Raw genomic sequence first — 18,400 nt, 5'->3', positions numbered from 1 at the left:
GCATTCGCGGTGCGGGTGGGGGATCAGCTGGCGGGCCGTTACCGCCTCGAACAACGGCTCGGCCAGGGCGGCATGGGCGAGGTGTGGCGGGCACACGACACGGCGCTGGAGCGGGCCGTGGCGGTGAAGGTGCTGCTGGAGGCGGCCACGAACGACGAGGTGGTCGCCCGCTTCCGGCGCGAGGCCACGATCGGGGCGCGGCTCCAGCACCCCGGCATCACCGTGGTGCACGACGTGGGCCAGGAGGACGGGCGGCTCTTCATCGTCATGGAACTGCTCGCCGGTGAGGATCTGCGCACGGCGCTGACCCGGGCTCCGAGCGGGATGCCAGTGGCGGTCGCGCTGGATCTCGCCGCGCAGACCGCCGAGGCACTGGCCGCCGCGCACGAACGCGAGGTGATCCACCGGGACTTGAAGCCCGCCAACCTCTTCCTGCTGCCCGGGGGCCGGCTGAAGATCTGCGACTTCGGCATCGCGCACTCCTCGGACGCCACGGCCGGCTGGACGGTGACCGGCCGGATCTTCGGCAGCCCGCCGTACATGGCCCCCGAGCAGTGGCGGGGCGAGCGGGTGGACGCCCGGTGCGATCTGTACGCCCTGGGGGGCGTGCTGTACGCGCTGCTGAGCGGGGAGCCGCCCTTCGGGGAGGCCGAGAGCCCGTACGTCCTGATGCGCCGGCACATCGAGGATCCGCCGCTCCCGCTGCGCGTGGCCGGCGCCCCGGTCGCGCCGGAGCTGGAGCGGGTGGTGCTGCACCTGCTGGCCAAGGACGCGGCGGACCGGCCGGAGTCGGCGGACGCGGTGGCCAGGGCCCTGCGGGCGCTGCTGGGGGCGGGAGTGGGGTCCGAGGTCTCCGTGGGGCTTGCGGTCGCGGCGGGTACGGGCGGTACGGCGGCCCCGGCGGATCCGGCCGGGGCTCCCGGTGGCGGGTACGGGCCGGCCTCCGTGCCCGCACAGGACCCCGGGGGCGTGTTCGGGCCCGCGCCCGGCACCGGGGATGTGTTCGGGCCCGTCTCCGTGCCCGCGCCGCACACCGGGACCGGCGTCGCACCGGACTCCGCGGCCGTTCCCGCGGCCGTACGGGAGTTCGTACGGGAACTGCTGCTTGAGGCCAAGGAGTCGCTGCGCGCGCTGCCCGCCGGGGACGGGGCGCGGATCGAGGTGCTGGCCGTCGCCGCCGATGCCGCGGCCCGCTTCGACGGCGGGCTCGCCGGGCGGCTGCTGGCCGACGCCGAGGCCGCGGCGTGGGAGGGCGGCGGGGGCGACGGTGCCCGGGCGGCCCGGTTGCTGACCGGGCTGGCCAAGGACACCTCCGCACACGCACCGGCCAGGGCCCGGCGGCTGCTGACCGACGCGCAGCAGGCGCTGTTCACCGTGTTCGGCTCCAACCGGTCGGGCCCGCTGCGCGCGGTGGCGGAGGAGCTGGCCAGGGTCGCACCGGAGCAGGCCGCGCAGATCGCGGCGGACCACTTCGCCGACAGCCCGGCCGAGAAGCGGCTCGTCGCCCGCATCGCCACGGCCGTCGCGGCGGCCGATCCCGCCGAGGCCGAACTGGGCCTCGCGCTGATCCGCGACGCCGGGCTGCGCGGGGCCGCCACCTACGACATGGTGCTGGCCGTCGCCCCGAACGACCTGGCGGCGGCCCTGCGCCTGAGCGAGCGCATCGGCTCCGCCGGGGGCCGGCTGCTGGCGCTGTGCCAGGTGGCGCGCGACCGTGCCGGTGCCGGGGACCCTGCGGGCGGGGCCCGGGCGCTGGCGCAGGCCGAGGAGGAGCTGCCCCGGTTCCTGGAGGAGCGGGCGGCCTGGCTGCGCGAGGAGGCCGCGCACCACGCCGAGCGGGGGCAGCTCGTACAGGCGGAGCGGCTGCGCAACCAAGCCGCCGGGCTGCTGCGCCGCCACCCGCAGGAGGCCGAGGACGAGAAGGCCGACCACGCCCTGGCCTCGCTGGCCTCGGCCCGGGCCCGCGTCGAGCGGGAGGCGCGGCTGCCGCTGGACCCGGCGGCGGCTCGGGAGCGCGCCGGCCGGGCCCGCAACCTGCCGGACGCGGAACAGCGGGCGCGCGCGCTGGCCCGGATCGCCCGGGAGTGCGTGGCGGCGGTCGGGACGCCCTGGCTGGCGGAGGCCGCCGCCGATGCCGGGAGCCCGCCACCGCCGGGGACCGCGGTCCTGAGCGGCCCGGCGGCCACGAGGAGGGTCGGCGGGGGCAGGGCGCAGGCAGGGGTCCACGCATGGCACACGGACGCCCGGCCGGACGCCCTGTACGCGGCCGGCGCCCATGTGGTGTGGCGGTCGGGGACCGAGGTGGGCTGCGTACGGGCCGACGTGGGCGCGACCCGCTGGACGGCCCGCGCCGACGAGGGCGCGGCCGCGCCGCCGCTGCCGGGGGCCGGGCCGGTGCTGGTGTCCTGCGCGGCGGACGCCGGCACGGTCTACGTCGAGGTGCGGCGGGAGGGCGCGCCGGGGGTGCGGCTCCTGGCGCGCGAGCCCCGGGACGGCCGGGTGCGCTGGTGGCGGGACCTGCCCGGGCACCGGCCGATGCGCAGCGCGGGGCCGGTGCTGGTGCACGGCGCGCCGGGGGACCTGACGGCGCTGCGGGCGGCGACGGGCGAGGTCCTGTGGGAGCACCCCGTTCCCGACCCCGCGACCCGTTCCCCCGCCACCGCGGCCGACCGCCTGGTCCTCGCGGACGACCGGTGGCTCCGCGCGCTGCACGTGCAGACCGGACAGCCGGTGTGGTCCACGGAGCGGGCCCGTCCCGGGGCGCTCTCGCTGCACGTCCCGCGGCCGGGCGACCCCGGCGGCCACGAGGGTCTCGTCCACTTCCTGGACGGGGCCTCCCTCATGGCCCTGGACCAGGACTCCGGCCGGGGCGTGTGGCGCTTCGGGCTGGGCACCCCCGCGGGCGAGCCGCTGGTGGAGGGCGGCACCGTCTACGTGGCGGCGCACCGCCCGGAGAGCTGGGACCTGGTCTTCGCTCTCGACACGGAGACGGGCGCGGTGCGCTGGCAGCGCACCGCGGCCCGGTGCGGCGGGGAGGAGTGCGGGATCGAACTGCTCGGGCTGCGGCCGGGCAGCCTGTACGTCACGGTTCCGCAGGGCGGCCGCCGCACTCTGCTGAGCCGCTCGTCGGACGCGTACGTGACGGTCCTGGACCCGGTCTCGGGCAAACAACTCCGCAACTGGGCGCACCCGCCCCTGGCGACGTCCGACGCCCTCCTGGTAGGTGACCACCTCGTCCTCTCCCGCCCGGAACTCACGGCGTACGCGCTCCCGTGAGCCCGGCCCGGGCCCGGCGGGCAGGTCGGGGCGCGGCCCCGCCGGGAGTCCCCCGGACGGAGCCCGGGGGACGGGGGAAGGGCGCGTCGGGGGCTCCGCCCCGCGTGGCGGCGAACCGGCATCCGGACCTGCGGTCTCCGGGTGCGGGGCCGCCAAAGGGCCCATACTCTCCCAAATGTGACTCCGCCGAAAAGCAGGACGCAAAGCAGCACGCAGAGACGCACCACCGCCGGGATACCCGTCCGGACCGGCCTCGCCCTCGCCGCCGCGCTGCTCGCGCTCGGCGGCTGGACGACGGCCACCGCTCCGGCGGCCCGGGCCGACGACCCGGTCACCCTGTCCCAGCAGGGGCAGATCACCGACCGGGTGGGCGCCCTGGGCGACCGTAAGCCCGAGGTCACCGCCGCGCTGGACAAGCTGTACGCCGACCGGAAGGTCCAGCTGTTCGTCACGTACGTGCGCGACTTCTCCGGCCGCTCCGCGCAGAGCTGGGCCGACGCCACCGCCCAGAAGAACGGCCTCGGCCAGAACGACGTCCTGCTGGCCATCGCCACCGGGGCCCGGCAGTACGCCTATTCGGCCGATGTCGACTCCGGTTTCACCGAGCAGCAGCTGGCGGCGGTCGCGCAGACCGCCATCGAGCCGGCCCTCAAGCAGAACGACTGGGCGGGCGCCGCGATCGGCGCCGCCGACGGCTACGACGCCGTCCTGGGCGGACTGCCCGTACCGGTGCCGGCCATCGTCCCCGGCGAGGCCGACCCCGGAGGCGCCGCGGCGAGCGGCGGCGAGAGCGGCGCCGGGGACTTCGTCCTCCCGGTGGTCGCGGTCGGCGCGGCCGGAGCCCTCGGGGCGTACGCGTACACCCGCCGCAAGCGCAAGCAGGCGGGCGGCGGCAGCGGCGGCTCGAAGACCACCGGCTGGTCGGGGCAGGGGCCCGCCCCGCTCACCCTGCCGGAGCTGGACTCCAAGGCCAAGGCCCTGCTGGTGGAGACCGACGACGCGATCCGCACCAGCACCGAGGAACTCGGCTTCGCCACCGCCCAGTTCGGCGAGGAGGCGGTGTCGGCCTTCACACAGGCGGTGGAGTTCGGGAAGAGCGAGCTGACGGCCGCGTTCCGGCTGCGCCAGCAGCTCGACGACGCGTACCCGGAGGACGACGCCACCCGCCGCCGGATGCTCGACGAGATCGTGGCCCGCTGCACGGAGGCGAGCCGGCGGCTCGACGCCGAGTCGGCGGACTTCGACCGGCTGCGGGACCTGGAGAAGAACGCCCCGCAGGCGCTCGCGACCGTGGAGGCCCACTTCCGCGCCCTGACGGGCCGTACGACCACGGCGGAGGCCACCCTCACGGCGCTCGGCCGCCAGTACGCGGACTCCGCTGCGGCGCCGGTGGCCTCCAACCCCGAACAGGCCAAGGACCGGCTGCTGTTCGCGACGACCAGCCTCGGCGAGGCACGCGCCGCGATCGGCGCCGGGGACAACGGCAAGGCCGCCGTGCACGTCCGGGCGGCCGAGGGCGCCGTGGACCAGGCGGCGACCCTGGTCGACGCGGTGGAGCGGCGCGCGCAGGAACTGGCGGAGGCCGCCGGGAAGCTGCCGGGCGCCCTCAACGAGACGGACACCGACCTCGCCGACGCGCGCGGGCTGCTGACCGGCACCACCGAGGGCTCCTCGACCGCCGATCTGCGCGGCCGGATCAGCCGGGCGGAGGCCGTACTGGCCGACGTACGCCAGGAGCAGGCCGCCGGCCGGTACGACCCGATGGACGCGCTGCGCCGCGTGGAGGAGGCCGACGCGGCCCTCGACGAGGCGCTGGCCGGGGCCCGCGAGCGGGAGTCGGGCCGGCAGCGGGCCGCGGCCCTGCTCGACCAGGCCCTGCTGACGGCCCGCAGCGCGATCGGCGCGGCCACGGACTACATCACCACCAGCCGGGGCGCGATCGGCAGCCAGGCCCGGACCCGGCTGGCGGAGGCCCAGCGCCACCTGGAGCGGTCCACGTCCCTGGCGGGCTCGGACCCGGCGGGCGCGCTCGCCGAGGCCCAGCAGGCGGACTCGCTCGCGCGCCAGGCGCAGCAGCTGGCCGAACAGGACGTACGGGGCTACCAGAACCCGTACGGCGGTGGCGGCCGGCAGCAGGGCGGCGGCATGGGCGGCGCGGTGCTCGGCGGGATCATCCTCGGCGAGATCCTGGGCGGCGGCCGCGGCGGAGGCGGCTTCGGCGGCGGGGGCGGGGGCTTCGGCGGCGGCTTCGGCGGGGGCGGCGGACGCGGCCCCGGCTCCTTCGGCGGCGGGGGCACCCGCGGCCGGATGGGCGGCGGAGGCCGCTTCTGACCCGCGCACACCCTCCCTTCTCTCCCTCTCGCTCCCCCTCGCTCCCCTCCCCCCGTTCCGTTCCCAAGGAGACAGACACATGAGCAAGCAGAGCATCCTCGGCCGCGTCACCCAGCTCGCCAAGGCCAACATCAACTCCCTGCTGGACCAGGCGGAGGACCCGCAGAAGATGCTGGACCAGCTGATCCGCGACTACACGAACAACATCTCCGAGGCGGAGCAGGCCGTCGCCACCACCATCGGCAACCTGCGGATGCTGGAGGCGGACCACAAGGAGGACGTGGACGCGGCCGCGGAGTGGGGCGGCAAGGCCCTCGCGGCGAGCAAGAAGGCCGACGAGCTGCGGACGTCCGGGTCCGCCGCCGACGCCGACAAGTTCGACAACCTCGCGAAGGTCGCCCTGGGCCGCCAGATGCAGTCGGAGAAGGAGGCGACGACGGCCGCGCCGACGATCGCCGCCCAGACCGAGGTGGTCGACAAGCTGAAGTCGGGGCTGGACTCGATGAAGACCAAGCTGACGGAGCTGCAGGCGAAGCGCGACGAGCTGGTCTCGCGGGCCAAGACCGCTCAGGCGCAGAACACGATGATGGACGCGGTCAAGAACATCGACGTGATGGACCCGACCAGCGACATCGGCCGCTTCGAGGAGAAGGTCCGCCGCGAGGAGGCCATGGCCCTGGGCAAGCAGGAGCTGGCCGCCTCCTCCCTGGACGCCCAGTTCGAGTCCCTGGACGACCTCGGCAAGACCTCGGAGATCGAGGCCCGCCTGGCCGCACTGAAAGCCGGCAGCCTGAGCAAGCCCTACTAGAGCCTTCCGCCGCACCTCCCCGGGCCTGGCCGCGGCCGGCCCGGGGGCGCACTACCCGGCCGCGCTCACCCGTACATGCCCAGCAGCTGCTCCGCCGACAGTTCCGCGACCGACTCCGCCACCGCGCCCGGGAGCGGGAGTTCGAACCAGACGGTCTTGCCCCGGTGGGTGCGGCGGGTGCCCCAGCCCGCGGAGAGCAGGCCGACCAGCTGGAGGCCGCGGCCGCCCTCGTCGGTGTCCCGTGCCCTGCGGCGGCGGGGCTGGACCAGGTTGGCGTCCCAGACCTCGCAGACCAGGGTCCGGTCCAGCAGGAGGCGCAGCCGGATCTCGCCCTCGCCGTAGCGCAGGGCGTTCGTGACGAGCTCGCTCACCAGCAGTTCGGTGGTGTCGAGCAGTCCCTCCAGGCCCCATGCGGGCAGCTTCGCCCGGGCCAGCTCGCGGGCCCGGCCCACCGAGCGGGCCTCGCGCGGCAGCTGCCAGTCGCCGACCGCGTCCACCGGGAGGCCCTGGACCCTGGCCATCAGCAGCGCGATGTCGTCCTCGCCGTGCCGGGTGTCCAGGGTGTTCAGGACGTGGTCGCAGACCTCTTCCAGGGGGCGGGAGGGGTCGGCCAGCGCGTCCCGCAGGCCCCGCAGACCCTCCTCCAGCGGGTGGGTCCGGGATTCGACGAGGCCGTCTGTGTACAAGGCGAGGAGGGCCCCCTCGGGTAGTTCGACCTCGACCTCCTCGAAGGGTTCCCCGCCGACGCCCAGCGGCATCCCGGTCGGTATCTCCAGCAGCAGGCCGGGGCGGGGCGTACCGCCCTCCTCCACCGGCTCCACCAGCACCGGCGGCATGTGGCCGGCGTTGGCGATGGTGCAGCGCCGGGTGACCGGGTCGTAGACCGCGTAGACGCACGTCGCGAGGTACACCTCGGAGCGGTCGGCGTCCCGGGAGTGCAGTGCGGCCCGGGAGGCCTGCTGGGAGCCGCCGGGGGCGCCGAGGCCCCGGGCGATCTCGTCCAGCGCGGTCAGCACCTCCGCCGGTTCCAGGTCCAGCAGCGCGAGGGTCCGTACGGCGGTGCGCAGTTCGCCCATGGCCACGGCGGCCCGCAGTCCGCGGCCCATGACGTCGCCGACGACCAGCGCCGTGCGGTGCCCGGGCAGCTCGATGACGTCGAACCAGTCGCCGCCGACCTCGGTGGCGGCGTTGCCGGGCAGGTAGCGGCAGGCGATGTCGAGTCCGGCGGCCTCCGGGTCGCCGGGGGGCAGCAGGCTGCGCTGGAGTATCAGCGCGCGTTCGTGTTCGCGCCGGTAGAGCCGTGCGTTGTCGATGCAGACGGCGGCCCGCGCGGCGAGCTCCACCGCGACCGCCCGGTCGCGTTCGCCGAAGGGCTCGCTGCCCTTGGTACGGGAGAACTGCGCGAGCCCGACCACGGTGTCGTGGGCGACCAGCGGGACCACGAGCGTGGACTGGACGAGGTCCCCGGACTCGGGTCCGCCGCCCTCCACCAGCCGCGGCCGCGCCGTGCGCAGGGCGAACGCCCCCGGCGACCCGGGCGGATAGCGGTGGACCTCCCCTACGGAGACCAGCGCGCCCGGACCGGACAGCGGGGCGTCGGACACGGCCGAGGAGAAGGCCACCCGCCGCAGCGGCGCCGAGGGCGCCCGGCCCGGGCCCTGGCCGGGCAGGCTGGGCACGCCGGGGCCCTGCGGGCGGGCGGGGCGGTCGTCGTCGCCGAGCAGCAGCCCCTGGTAGAGGTCGACGGCGGCCAGGTCGCAGAAGCCGGGGACGGTGACGTCGAGGAGTTCGCGGGCGGTGGTCTCCAGGTCGAGGGAGTTGCCGATGCGGTGTCCGGCCTCGTTCAGCAGGGCCAGGTTGCGCCGGACCCCGGCGGCCTCGCGGGCGGCGAGGTGGCGGCGGGTCACGTCGATGCCGATGCCGGCGACCCCGATGGGGCGGCCGGTGCCGCCGTGGACCCGGTAGAGGTTGATGGACCAGTGGCGGTTGTCCCGGCTGCCGGGGGCGGCGCCGGTGATCTGGAGGTCGTTGACCGAGTCGCCGGTTTCCAGGACCCTGCGCAGCGCCTCGGCCATCCGGTCGGCCTCGTGCTCGGGGAGGTAGTCGTGGACGGTGCGGCCGCGGTGCTCCTCGGCGGCGCCGCCGAAGACGGTCGCGAAGCGGCGGTTGGCCCGCTGCACGGTGAGGTCCGTACCGAAGAGCAGGAACCCGAAGGGAGATTGACCGAATATCGCCTGCGAGGCGGCCAGATCGGATTCGATCCGGCGCAGCGCGCGTACGTCGACCACGACGCAGAGCGCGGCCCGCTCGGCGGTTTCGGTCTGGGTCGGCATCACATAGATCTCGGCCACCCCGTGCGCACCGTCGCTGCCGGGGATCCGGAAGGGGATCAGGCCGGTCCATTCCTTGCCGTCGAGAATCTCGGCCACCCTGCGGTGGGCGCCGGCGCGCAGCTCCGGGGGCATGAAGGCGTCGACGGGGTCACGGCCGACGGCCTCGGCCGCGGTCAGCCCGAAGAGTTCCTCGGCACGCAGACTCCACTGGTCGATCAGCCCGTCGGGCCCGATCGAGAAGGAAGCGACCTTTATGTAGTCATATATCGAGCCAGGCGGGCTGCTGTGCCACAGGGAGTCGCGCCAGGTCTCCCCAGACGCTTCCCCGGGCACACGGGCCTGATGTGCCTGTACAGGTATCTCGCTCACGCGACCGTCCCCTCCAGCTCACCGCAACCGGACCGGCCATGACCGAAGTATTCAGCACCACGGCGCTCTACGACACGGCCTTCGCGATCACAAAAAGATCCCGTTGTTTTCCAGCCAAGCTTTGTGATCGTCGGCTGCCCCTCACCTTGTTACTCACCAGGAAGAGCCAATTCGAACCACACGGTCTTGCCCGACTTCCCGTGGCGGGTCCCCCAGCGCTGTGCGGAGACCGCCACGAGGTGGAGTCCGCGGCCCCCCTCGTCGTCGGGTGCGGCGACGCGTTCGCGGGGTGGATCCGGAAGCGGATCCGAAACCTCCACGAGAAGCGCCGGACCCGACGGAGCATCCCGGACGGCTGGATTGCGCCGTACGAGACGGACTCCGATGGGGCCGGACGCGTACCGCAGGGAGTTGGTGACCAGCTCGCTGACCAGCAGGACGGTGACGTCTCCGACGGAGTCGAGGCCCCAGTCGCGAAGAGTGCCGCGCACCGCGTGGCGGGCGGTGCGGACGGCACCCGGTTCGGCGGGAAAGGCCCATTCGGCGCATTCACCGTCTGTGTCGATCACGCCGATCACTTCCCGGGCCGGCTGGCGACCCCAGTCCGGTTCGACAGGGAGAACGGAACCTCGTGTACGTACGAGATGGGGATTAATAGCGACATACCCGATATTCACGGCGTCGTACCACTCGGCCCCCCACGGACCGGCGCACTCTGGCGCAGACGGCCTAGCGCGTGCGCGTCACGCGCCCCCGGGAGCTCCGTGGACGCCGGAAACCCCGGAAACCCCGGGAACTCCGTGGACGCCGTCGGCGGCGCTCAGCCGGCGGCCCGCCTCGGCGACGGCCGGGCGGTCCTGGTCGAGCCAGTCCACCGAGTCCAGCTCCCCGGGACCGAGCCAGCGCAGCTCGTCGTGGTCCTCCAGCGGGAGCGGATCGCCCGAGAGCAGCCGGGCCGTCCACACGTGCAGGACGAGGCCGGGCTTCAGCGGCCACTCCCCCGGGATCCGCTCCAGCGCCTCGGTCTCGACACCGAGCTCCTCGCGCAGCTCGCGCACGAGCGCCTCGGGTACGGATTCGCCCGGCTCGGCCTTGCCGCCCGGGAGCTCCCAGCGGCCGGCGAGCTCCGGGGGCGCGCTCCGGCGGGCGGCCAGCAGGCGCCCCTCATGACAAAGGGCTCCGCCCACGACCACTCGTACAGTCATCGAACTTCTTTCGTGGACACCCCGGCTCTAGGCGGGGGAGGAAACGGATCCTTGGGGCGCACGCGCCTGAGCGCCGGAGATCTCTTCGCTCCTGCCGGTGGCGGTCAGGTGGATGTCGACGGATCCTTCGGCTCGGGTGGCGTAGGCATAGCCGTCGGCGCGTTGGAGGAGGCGGAAGTGTTTATGGCGGATGCCTTGGATGAGGCCGTGTGCGGTTTTGATATTAAAACTGCCGGTCGCGCGGACGGCGACACGGCCGGTATAAGTACCGGCCTTCTTGCCGGTAGGGACGACTGCGCGAGCTAGGTCTCCGGTCTGGTAACCGAAGAACGCCTTCTGTCTGGGCAGACGCAGACGCGGGAAGCCGTACCTGTCGGTCCGGGTGCGGGTGTATGTGCCGCGCCCGGTCGCGGCGACGGCGAGGATGCGGGCCGGAGTACGAGTGACGGCGTCAAGGTGGCCGACGCACAGGGCGTCAAGGGTGTGCGTCTTCGGAGTACCGGTCCGCTGCCGGTTCCATTTGGTGCGGCCCCCCGAGGCGGTGTGAACCGTGGAAAACGCGGTATCGAGAGCGTGCCACAGGGCCCAGCGGGTGGCGTTTACGGCTGCCGCGTCGCGGAGTGGGGCCTTGGCCTGGGCGAGGATGCGGGCCAGCCGGCGCGGGGACTTCTCGAGGAAGGCATCGACGGGGTGGTTGGACTTCTTCTCGTTGCAGGGGATGCAGGCGGTGCACAGGTTGGAGATGCGGTCGCTGCCGCCGCGTGAGCGGGGGTGGATGTGGTCGATATTGAGGGGGACGCCGGTAGCACCGCAGTAGGCGCAGGCCCTGTCCCACTTGGCCAACAGGTACTCACGGACTTCTGCGCCGTGCAAGGTGCCGTACTGGTACTCGGCTCCCTCCAGCGGCCCGCCGTGGGACATGGCATGAGTGTCGAACGCGACCCGCTCCACATGAACGGCACGGACGGGTGCCCAACGTGCGAGCCGGGTCGTCCACGACATGGTGGTGTCCACACGGTGACGCAGCGACGGCGCCAGCCAGCCCTCGGGGCGAGTGCGATTGGAGAAGCGGGGCGCGCGGTAGCGCAGGTTGCGGGTCCGCCTGCCACGCCGGTAGGTAGCACGAGCGGTCAGTTTGTCCCGGATCACGCCACCCCGGTGGGCGAGTTCGACCGAGTACAGACCACGGCGCTCACCGTCCTTCGCAGTGAAGACGGCAATACCGGTGTACTTCGAGCCGGGGTCGATCCCGAGTTCCACACCGTCCACCTGCGATTCCGAGACCATGCGGTCCTTAAGTCGGATCACGAACGGGGTATGCCGGGCCACGACGGCTCTGCCCTGCCTGAGGAGCTTGCGGGCTCTCGCGGGGCTGGCGGGTTGGAGCGGTGTGCCCTGCTTGTCGAGGACGAAGACGGCAGGGTGGCCCTCACGGGCTTTCTCCCCAACCAGGCGGTTGGGGGTGACGCCACCGATGCCAGGTGAGGCATCGGCGGTCTCCCCTCGCACATGTACCGCGCCGGATGCCTTGCGGCGTTCGAGCCCCGTTTCGTCCCCGATCCGGGGGGTGTCTGCTGACTCGCATTCCAGAGCCACCTGCTGAGGAAGCACAGGTGGGTGGGTCTTCTGTCCTACGCGATACGTAGCCAACTTCGTTCACCTCCACACATGTGTGTTGGCTGGTGCTGGTAACGGCGGCCCTCGGCCAGAACAGCCGAAAGCCCCCTCCCAAAGGAGGGGGATCCCGTTACGGGCGGAGCCTATGGCAGCGGCGACGGGTGCGCCGCACTGCTCAGTTCCTCGTGCCGGTCCTGCCGGCGGTGCTGTCCTGACCGACCTGACCGAGCCGCTCGATCCAGTAGAGCTGCTTGTGCCCTCTGCTTTCGAGGCTGTCGGCGACCTTCTGGGCCTCGGCCCGGGTGGAGTACCGGCCCACCCGGTAGCGGTTGCCGTTGTCGTCCTCACGTATGACCAGCCACGGGAGCAGGGCACCGCTGTCGTTCATCGCGTTTCACCCTCCGCCGACGTACCTGCCCGGGAAACCGCATTGCGCATATGCCCGAGCCTACGCCCGACCTTTACTCAGCGGATACGGTTTTTCACGAAGAGGTACCTCGCAGGCGTACGCATCCGGCCATGCGTACGGGTGGGCCGTGCGCGCCGGTTCAGACCCGGCGCACGGTCGGCAGCGGCAGGATCACGGCGGCGCCGGCGTTCTCCTTCCTGCAGACGTCCCCGCAGGTCGCGTCGAGGGAACAACAGAGCGAGCAGATCGGGCCGGACTGGACCGGGCAGTCGGCGATGTCCGGGAGCTCGTACGCGGACTCGCAGACGGCGCAGAGGTGCGTGGCCGTGATGTCCCGGGCGGCCACGTCCGGGCCGTTGACCGTGTTCGGCCTGGCCAGGTAGTACTTCCCCTTCGTCGCCCAGGCGATCAACGGGCAGAGGACGAGCGCGAGTCCGGCGGCGATGAAGGTGGAGAAGGCCTCCGCGTATGTCCCGAAAAGGCCGAAGAAGGCGAGGATCGAGACGGTGGAAGCGATCACCATCGCGCCGAAGCCGGCCGGGTTGACCGCGTAGAGGTAGGCCCGCTTGAACTCGATGTACGGCGGGCTGAGCCCGAGCCGCTTGTTGATCACGAGGTCGGCGGCGACGGCGACGATCCAGGCGATGCCGACGTTGGAGTAGAAGCCCAGCAGCTTGCCGAGCATCGCGAACATGTTCATCTCCATCAGCGTCAGCGCGATGCCGAGGTTGAGGAAGATGTACCAGACGCGGCCGGGGTGGCGGTGGGTGACCCGGGAGAAGAAGTTCGACCAGGACAGCGAGCCGCTGTAGGCGTTCGTGACGTTGATCTTGATCTGGGACACGATGACGAACAGGGCGGCGACGGGCAGCGCGAGACCGCCGAGCCAGGGGCGCAGCGCCTCCAGCTGCGGGGCGATCGGCTCCAGCGCGTGGGTCTTGCCGACGGCCTCCAGGGCGACGAAGGCCAGGAAGGCCCCGCCGAGCTGCTTGGCGGCGCCGATGATCACCCAGCCGGGGCCGGCGGCGAGCACGGCGAAGTTCCAGCGGCGGCTGTTGGCCGGGGTCTTGGCGGGCATGAACCGCAGGTAGTCGGCCTGCTCCCCGATCTGCGCGATGAGCGAGAGCGCGATGCCGGTGCCGAAGCCGAAGCCGATCCAGGAGAAGCCGGAGCCGGCCCCCTCCGTACCGCCGAAGTGCGTGAAGGCGCCCCAGGCGCCGGGGGCCTCGAAGGCGAGCACGAGGAACGGCAGGACCAGCCCGATCAGCCAGATCGGCTGGGTCCAGGCCTGCACCTTGGCGAGGGCGCCCATCCCCTTGAAGACGATCGGGATGACGATGAGCGTGGTGAGCAGGTACCCGATCTCCAGGGGCAGTCCGACGGCCTGGTGCATGGCCTGCGCCATGATCGAGCCCTCGAGCGCGAAGAAGATGAAGGTGAAGGAGGCGTAGATGAGGGAGGTGAGGGTGGAGCCGAAGTACCCGAAGCCCGCGCCCCGGGTGACCAGGTCCATGTCCAGGCCGTACGTGGCGCAGGCGCGGGCGATGGGGATGCCGGTCAGGAAGATGACGGCGGCGGCGGCCAGGATCGCGGCGGCCCCGCTGGTGAAGCCGCAGGCGAAGACGATGGAGGCGCCGATGGCGAAGTCGGCGAGGTAGGCGATGCCGCCGAGGGCGGTGCCGGCGACGGTGCCGGGGCCCCAGCGGCGGAAGGAGTGGGGCGCGTACCTGAGCGAGTAGTCCTCGCGGCTCTCGTCGGCGGCGAGCTTGGCGTAGCTCCTGCGGGGTGGCGCGGGGGCCGTGGCCGGGGTGGCGGTATCGGTCATACCGCCGGAAGGTAGGCCGCTTCCGTGACGGCCCGTCACGCTTGGGCATTGCCCGGGGGTTACACCCCCGGCGCCTGCGTCACGAGGGGGTTACACCCCCCGACACCCCCTGTCCGGGTTCCGGAACACGGCCCCGGAGGCTCCGGCCCACCGGCCCCGCCGATGCGTTCCGGCTCGCCGCCGTTTCGGGGGCCGGCCCCGCGCCCCCGCTCCTCAAACGCCGGAGGGGCTGGATTGGCCGGCGTCAGCCTGCACGTGCACGCAGTTCACCGCCCGGCGGGGCCTGGATTTTGGCAGGCGCCAGCCTGCACGTACGGGCCGGGGGCCGCCCGAATCCAGCCCCTCCGGCGTTTGAGGAGCGGGGGTCCGGGGGCCGGCCCCCGGGAACGGCGCCGCACGGTGCCCCTGGACCCGGCGCGCAGCCGGCCGGCACCGCACAGCCCCGGGTTCACCTCACCGGCAGGTGGTACGCCAGGCGGTAGCGGTCGGCCGGGACGATGACGTCGGCGGTTTCCACGGCGCGGCCGGACGCGAAGTACGTGCGCCCGATCACCAGGACCACGTGCCCCGGCACCCCGCCGAGCTGCATGCTCTCCTCCGCCAGGCCCGGCCGTGCCCCGACCTCCTCCACCACGTTGTCGACGACCACGTCGATCGCCGCCATCCGGTCGACGACTCCCGAGCCGCCGAGCGGGCCCTCCTCGGGCAGCATCACCGGCGTCCGCCCGGTCACCGTCAGCGGCTCCCAGGAGGTGGACAGCATCATCGCCTCGCCCGCGTCGCGGTAGACGTACCGCGTCCGCATCACCCGCTCGCCCGGTTCGATGCCGAGCCGTTTCGCGATGTCCGCCGGGGCGGCGGCCTGTTCGCTGCTGGAGTCCCAGGTGCCGCGCGCGCCCGCTTCCGCCTGCTCCTGCCGGAAGGGGGTCGAGACCCCGCCGGTGCGGTAGCCGGAGCGGGCCACGCGCCGCGGGACGGGTTGCTCGCGCACGTACGTGCCGGATCCGGACCGGCCCTCGACCAGGCCCTCCGCCATGAGGACCTTGCGCGCCTCCAGGGCCACCGTGTCGGAGACCCCGTACTCCTCACGGATCCGGGCCTGTGAAGGGAGCCGGGCGTGCGGAGGCAGGGACCCATCGACGATCTTCCGTCGCAGATCCCCGGCGACGCGTAGATAGGCCGGCTGCTCGCCGAAAGTCACAGGCCACTCCCATCAGGTTGACAGACAGCTACACCCTGGCAACCGACGGTTGTCCATCGCAAGCAAGGGCCAGAGTTTCACCCGAAGTGATGAAGCCAGGTCACCCAAACCCACGCGTCCCACGCGTTACGCGGCCTCCCTGGAAGGGCTCCGCACGGGACCGGGCGAGGCGCCCTCGTTCCCCTCGGATCCCGCCAGCCACTCGGGCACCGTCGTCGACAGTCCGTACGCCCCGCGCAGCGCCTTCTCCAGCTCGACCGGCAGCGCGGCGGCCGCCCGGTCCCACGCGTCCAGGAACGCCCCCTCGGTCTTCGCCCGCGCCGCCTGCTGCCACGCGCGCCGTGCGACCTCGAGCCGGTCGCGCTGCACCCCGGCCGGACCGGCCAGCTCGGGCCGCTCCTCCGCCTTGTCCAGGAACCGCGCCTCGGCGTCCAGCGCCTCGTCCATCTCCCGCGCCCAGGCCCGGTGGGAGGGCAGGTCGTCACCCACTTCCTCGTCCGGCTGCTCGGCCAGCGCCTCGTCCACCCCCCGCATGACCCGCAGGAAGCCCACCTGCTCGGGCGTGAGCGTGCCGGCGTCGTTGCGCAGGCTGCCGCGCTGCTCCCCGCCCTCCGTGCCGATCACGCACACGATCCGCCGGTCCCCGTCGCGCCAGCTCCCGGGCGAGGGAGCGAAGTAGTACATCCCCGCGGACGACGGCAGGGCCCACGTGTCCATCGCGTACGCGTCCTGCGCGCTCCAGCAGTCCCGCACCGCGGTGTCCCGCACCTCCTCGGCGCCCGGGAACCGCTCCTCGGTCATCGAGGTCGCGGAGGTGACCTCAGCGTCGTGGACCTCGGCGCAGTCGATCCGGTAGATGGGGGCCTCCTCGGCCAGCAGACCCCCGTCCGGGACGTTGAAGCAGTGCCCGACGCGCAGTTCGGAGGCGTCCACGAGGTCGCCCTCCACGGCCCCGTAGGCCGCCGACCCGCCCCGGGAGCGGCTCCGCTCGTCCAGCGCGTCCACGGCCCGTACGGCCACGGGGACCACGAGGACGACGGCAAGGCTCGTCACCAGCGAGACCACCAGCCCCCAGACGGCGAGCGCCCTGCCCCGTTCGCCCGTCTTCCTCGTCTGTACGAGGGCCACGATCGCGAAGACGATGCCCAGCGGCGGGAAGCAGAGCAGCCCGACGAGCAGGGAGGCGAGCGCGAAGCCGTTGAGCGGGGGCGGCCCGTACGCGTACCCCTGCGGGGGCGGGACGGGCCAGTGGGGCGGCGGGGGCTGGGTGCTCACGGGGCTCCAGGTAGCGGGGCGAACGAATGCGCGAATGGTACGCAGCGGGGGCGGCCGTCGAAACGGCCGCCCCCGCCTGTTCATCGCGTCCCTACTGCCCGGACATCAGAACCCGGGCGTCAGAACTGCAGCGCCCAGGAGTCGATCTTGCCGGTGTCGATGTTCGCGTTGTCGTTGACCCGGAGCTTCCACACGCCGTTGGCCACCTCGGAGGAGGCGTTGACCGCGACGGTCTTGATGATGTTGTCCGCGCTGCCGCCGGTGCGGTTGTGCAGGTTGTACAGGGTGCCGTCGGGGGCGACGAGGTCGACCTTCAGGTCACCGATGTACGTGTGCTTGATGTCGACCGAGACGCTCAGCGTGGCCGGGGCGTTGCCGGAGATCCCGCTGACGGTGAGCGGCGAGTCGACGGTGGCGTTGTCGGCGATCGCGTAGTCGTTCAGGTTCTCGAAGCGGGTGCCCGGGTTGGGCGGGGTGGTACCGGTGCCGACGCGGAGCAGGCGGTTCGGGGAGCCGGTGCCGGGGCTGGTCACCACGTTCGGGGTCGAGGCGGCGACGAGGCCCGCGGAGATCTGGGCCGGGGTGCTGCCCGGGTTGTCCGCGAGGTAGAGGGCGGCCGCGCCCGCGACGTGCGGGGAGGCCATCGACGTGCCCGAGATGGTGTTGGTGGCCGTGTCGCCCGTGCCCCACGAGGAGGTGATGGAGGAGCCCGGCGCGAAGAGGTCCAGGACGGTGCCGAAGTTGGAGTAGCTGGCCTTGGCGTCCGTGTTGGTGGTGGCGCCCACCGTGATCGCCTCGGCGACGCGCGCCGGGGACTTGGTGGAGGCGTTGGCCGTCTCGTTGCCCGCCGCGACGGCGTAGGTGATGCCGCTGGCTATGGAGTTGCGCACGGCGGTGTCCAGCGCGGTGTCCGCGCCGCCGCCCAGCGACATGTTCGCCACGGCCGGCTTGACGGCGTTCGCGGTCACCCAGTCGATGCCCGCGACGACCTGGGCCGTCGTGCCCGAGCCCTGGTTGTTGAGCACGCGGACGCCGACGATCTTCGCCTTCTTGGCCACGCCGTACGCGGTGCCCGCGACGGTGCCCGCGACGTGCGTGCCGTGGCCGTGGCCGTCCTGGGCGGTGTTGTCGTTGTCGATGGCGTCGTAGCCGTCGGCGGCGCGGCCGCCGAAGTCCTGGTGGGTCTTACGCACGCCCGTGTCGATGATGTACGCCGTCACACCCTCGCCGGCCTTGTCCGGGTAGGTGTAGCTCTGGTTCAGCGGGAGGGCCGCCTGGTCGATCCGGTCCAGGCCCCAGGAGGGTGGGTTGGGCTGGGTGGCGTCGACGGTGAACACCCGGTTCTGCACGACGGACTTGACCGCGGGGTCGGCGGCGAGCTTCCTGGCCTGCGCCTCGGAGACCTCGACGGAGTAGCCGTTGAGGGCCGCGCTGTAGGTCCGGTCGATCCTCGCGCCGTACCGCTTGGCCACGGCCTTCCCGCTGTCCGCGGTGGAGCGGGCGGCGGAGTCCTTCAGGGTCACGATGTAGCTGCCGGAGATGGTGCCCTCCGCGCCGGCGTTCTCGATGACGCCCTGCGGGGCGAGCGGGGCCGCCGAGGCGGGTAAGGCGAGGGCGGCTCCGAGAGCGAGGGCCAGTGTGGCGGTCGCTCCGATGCCGGTGATCTTCCGGCGGGTGTGACGCGTCGCAGACATCTGAGGGGTCCTCCTCATAGGTGGTGCGTTGCGGGGGGTGCGCGGCCGTCGGGCGTC

The 18,400-nt window shown here is 73.1% G+C and carries 12 protein-coding genes; 3 read left to right on the top strand and 9 right to left on the bottom strand.

Translation table 11 applies throughout. The features are described 5' to 3' along the window. Positions 1 to 9 precede the first annotated feature (9 nt). The 3 genes from ACODT5_RS44130 (at position 10) to ACODT5_RS44120 (ending at position 6,415) form a co-directional block, all read left to right on the top strand. The gene (locus ACODT5_RS44130; protein WP_422524529.1) at positions 10 to 3,276 is read left to right on the top strand and encodes a protein kinase domain-containing protein; all 3,267 of its coding nucleotides are present in this window, start codon (positions 10 to 12) and stop codon (positions 3,274 to 3,276) included. Between the two features lie 177 nt (positions 3,277 to 3,453). Continuing rightward, the gene (locus tag ACODT5_RS44125) at positions 3,454 to 5,607 is read left to right on the top strand and encodes a TPM domain-containing protein (RefSeq protein WP_422524528.1); all 2,154 of its coding nucleotides are present in this window, start codon (positions 3,454 to 3,456) and stop codon (positions 5,605 to 5,607) included. A gap of 79 nt (positions 5,608 to 5,686) precedes the next feature. Further along, entirely contained in the window at positions 5,687 to 6,415 is a 729-nt protein-coding gene (locus ACODT5_RS44120; RefSeq protein WP_422524527.1) for a PspA/IM30 family protein, read from the top strand. A 65-nt stretch (positions 6,416 to 6,480) separates the two neighbouring features. On the opposite strand, the gene ACODT5_RS44115 is transcribed toward ACODT5_RS44120, so the two are convergent. The 9 genes from ACODT5_RS44115 to ACODT5_RS44075 all read right to left on the bottom strand — a co-directional run bounded on the left by ACODT5_RS44115 (position 6,481) and on the right by ACODT5_RS44075 (position 18,343). Then, positions 6,481 to 9,081 (bottom strand): SpoIIE family protein phosphatase, encoded by a 2,601-nt coding sequence (locus tag ACODT5_RS44115; protein WP_422525230.1) that lies wholly within the window; start codon positions 9,079 to 9,081, stop codon positions 6,481 to 6,483. A 185-nt stretch (positions 9,082 to 9,266) separates the two neighbouring features. Continuing rightward, positions 9,267 to 9,695 (bottom strand): ATP-binding protein, encoded by a 429-nt coding sequence (locus ACODT5_RS44110; RefSeq protein WP_385370281.1) that lies wholly within the window; start codon positions 9,693 to 9,695, stop codon positions 9,267 to 9,269. 165 nt (positions 9,696 to 9,860) lie between these two features. Then, positions 9,861 to 10,322: a (deoxy)nucleoside triphosphate pyrophosphohydrolase gene (locus ACODT5_RS44105; protein WP_422524526.1), complete on the bottom strand. Its 462-nt coding sequence runs from the start codon at positions 10,320 to 10,322 to the stop codon at positions 9,861 to 9,863. Positions 10,323 to 10,349: 27 nt separating this feature from the next. Next, positions 10,350 to 11,933 carry an RNA-guided endonuclease IscB gene (gene iscB / locus ACODT5_RS44100; RefSeq protein ID WP_422524525.1) on the bottom strand — a complete coding sequence of 528 codons (1,584 nt, stop codon included), beginning with the start codon at positions 11,931 to 11,933 and terminating at the stop codon, positions 10,350 to 10,352. A 181-nt stretch (positions 11,934 to 12,114) separates the two neighbouring features. Continuing rightward, positions 12,115 to 12,327 (bottom strand): SPOR domain-containing protein, encoded by a 213-nt coding sequence (locus ACODT5_RS44095; RefSeq protein ID WP_385370285.1) that lies wholly within the window; start codon positions 12,325 to 12,327, stop codon positions 12,115 to 12,117. A gap of 160 nt (positions 12,328 to 12,487) precedes the next feature. Next, positions 12,488 to 14,173, bottom strand: coding sequence for a purine-cytosine permease family protein (locus ACODT5_RS44090; protein ID WP_422524524.1), 1,686 nt, complete (start codon positions 14,171 to 14,173; stop codon positions 12,488 to 12,490). A 448-nt stretch (positions 14,174 to 14,621) separates the two neighbouring features. After that, a complete protein-coding gene (locus ACODT5_RS44085) occupies positions 14,622 to 15,374 on the bottom strand; it encodes a GntR family transcriptional regulator (RefSeq protein ID WP_385370288.1) in 753 nt (250 codons plus the stop codon). 126 nt (positions 15,375 to 15,500) lie between these two features. After that, on the bottom strand, positions 15,501 to 16,649 hold the full coding sequence (locus ACODT5_RS44080; RefSeq protein ID WP_422524523.1) for a DUF4190 domain-containing protein: 1,149 nt from the start codon (positions 16,647 to 16,649) through the stop codon (positions 15,501 to 15,503). Positions 16,650 to 16,768: 119 nt separating this feature from the next. After that, positions 16,769 to 18,343 (bottom strand): S8 family peptidase, encoded by a 1,575-nt coding sequence (locus ACODT5_RS44075; protein ID WP_422524522.1) that lies wholly within the window; start codon positions 18,341 to 18,343, stop codon positions 16,769 to 16,771. Between the last annotated feature and the right edge of the window lie 57 nt (positions 18,344 to 18,400).

Origin of the sequence: Streptomyces tatrensis (assembly GCF_049310065.1) — a bacterium.
Taxonomy (GTDB): domain Bacteria; phylum Actinomycetota; class Actinomycetes; order Streptomycetales; family Streptomycetaceae; genus Streptomyces.
Note: the sequence above shows the minus strand (reverse complement) of the source record. Positions and strands in the feature narration are given on the sequence as shown.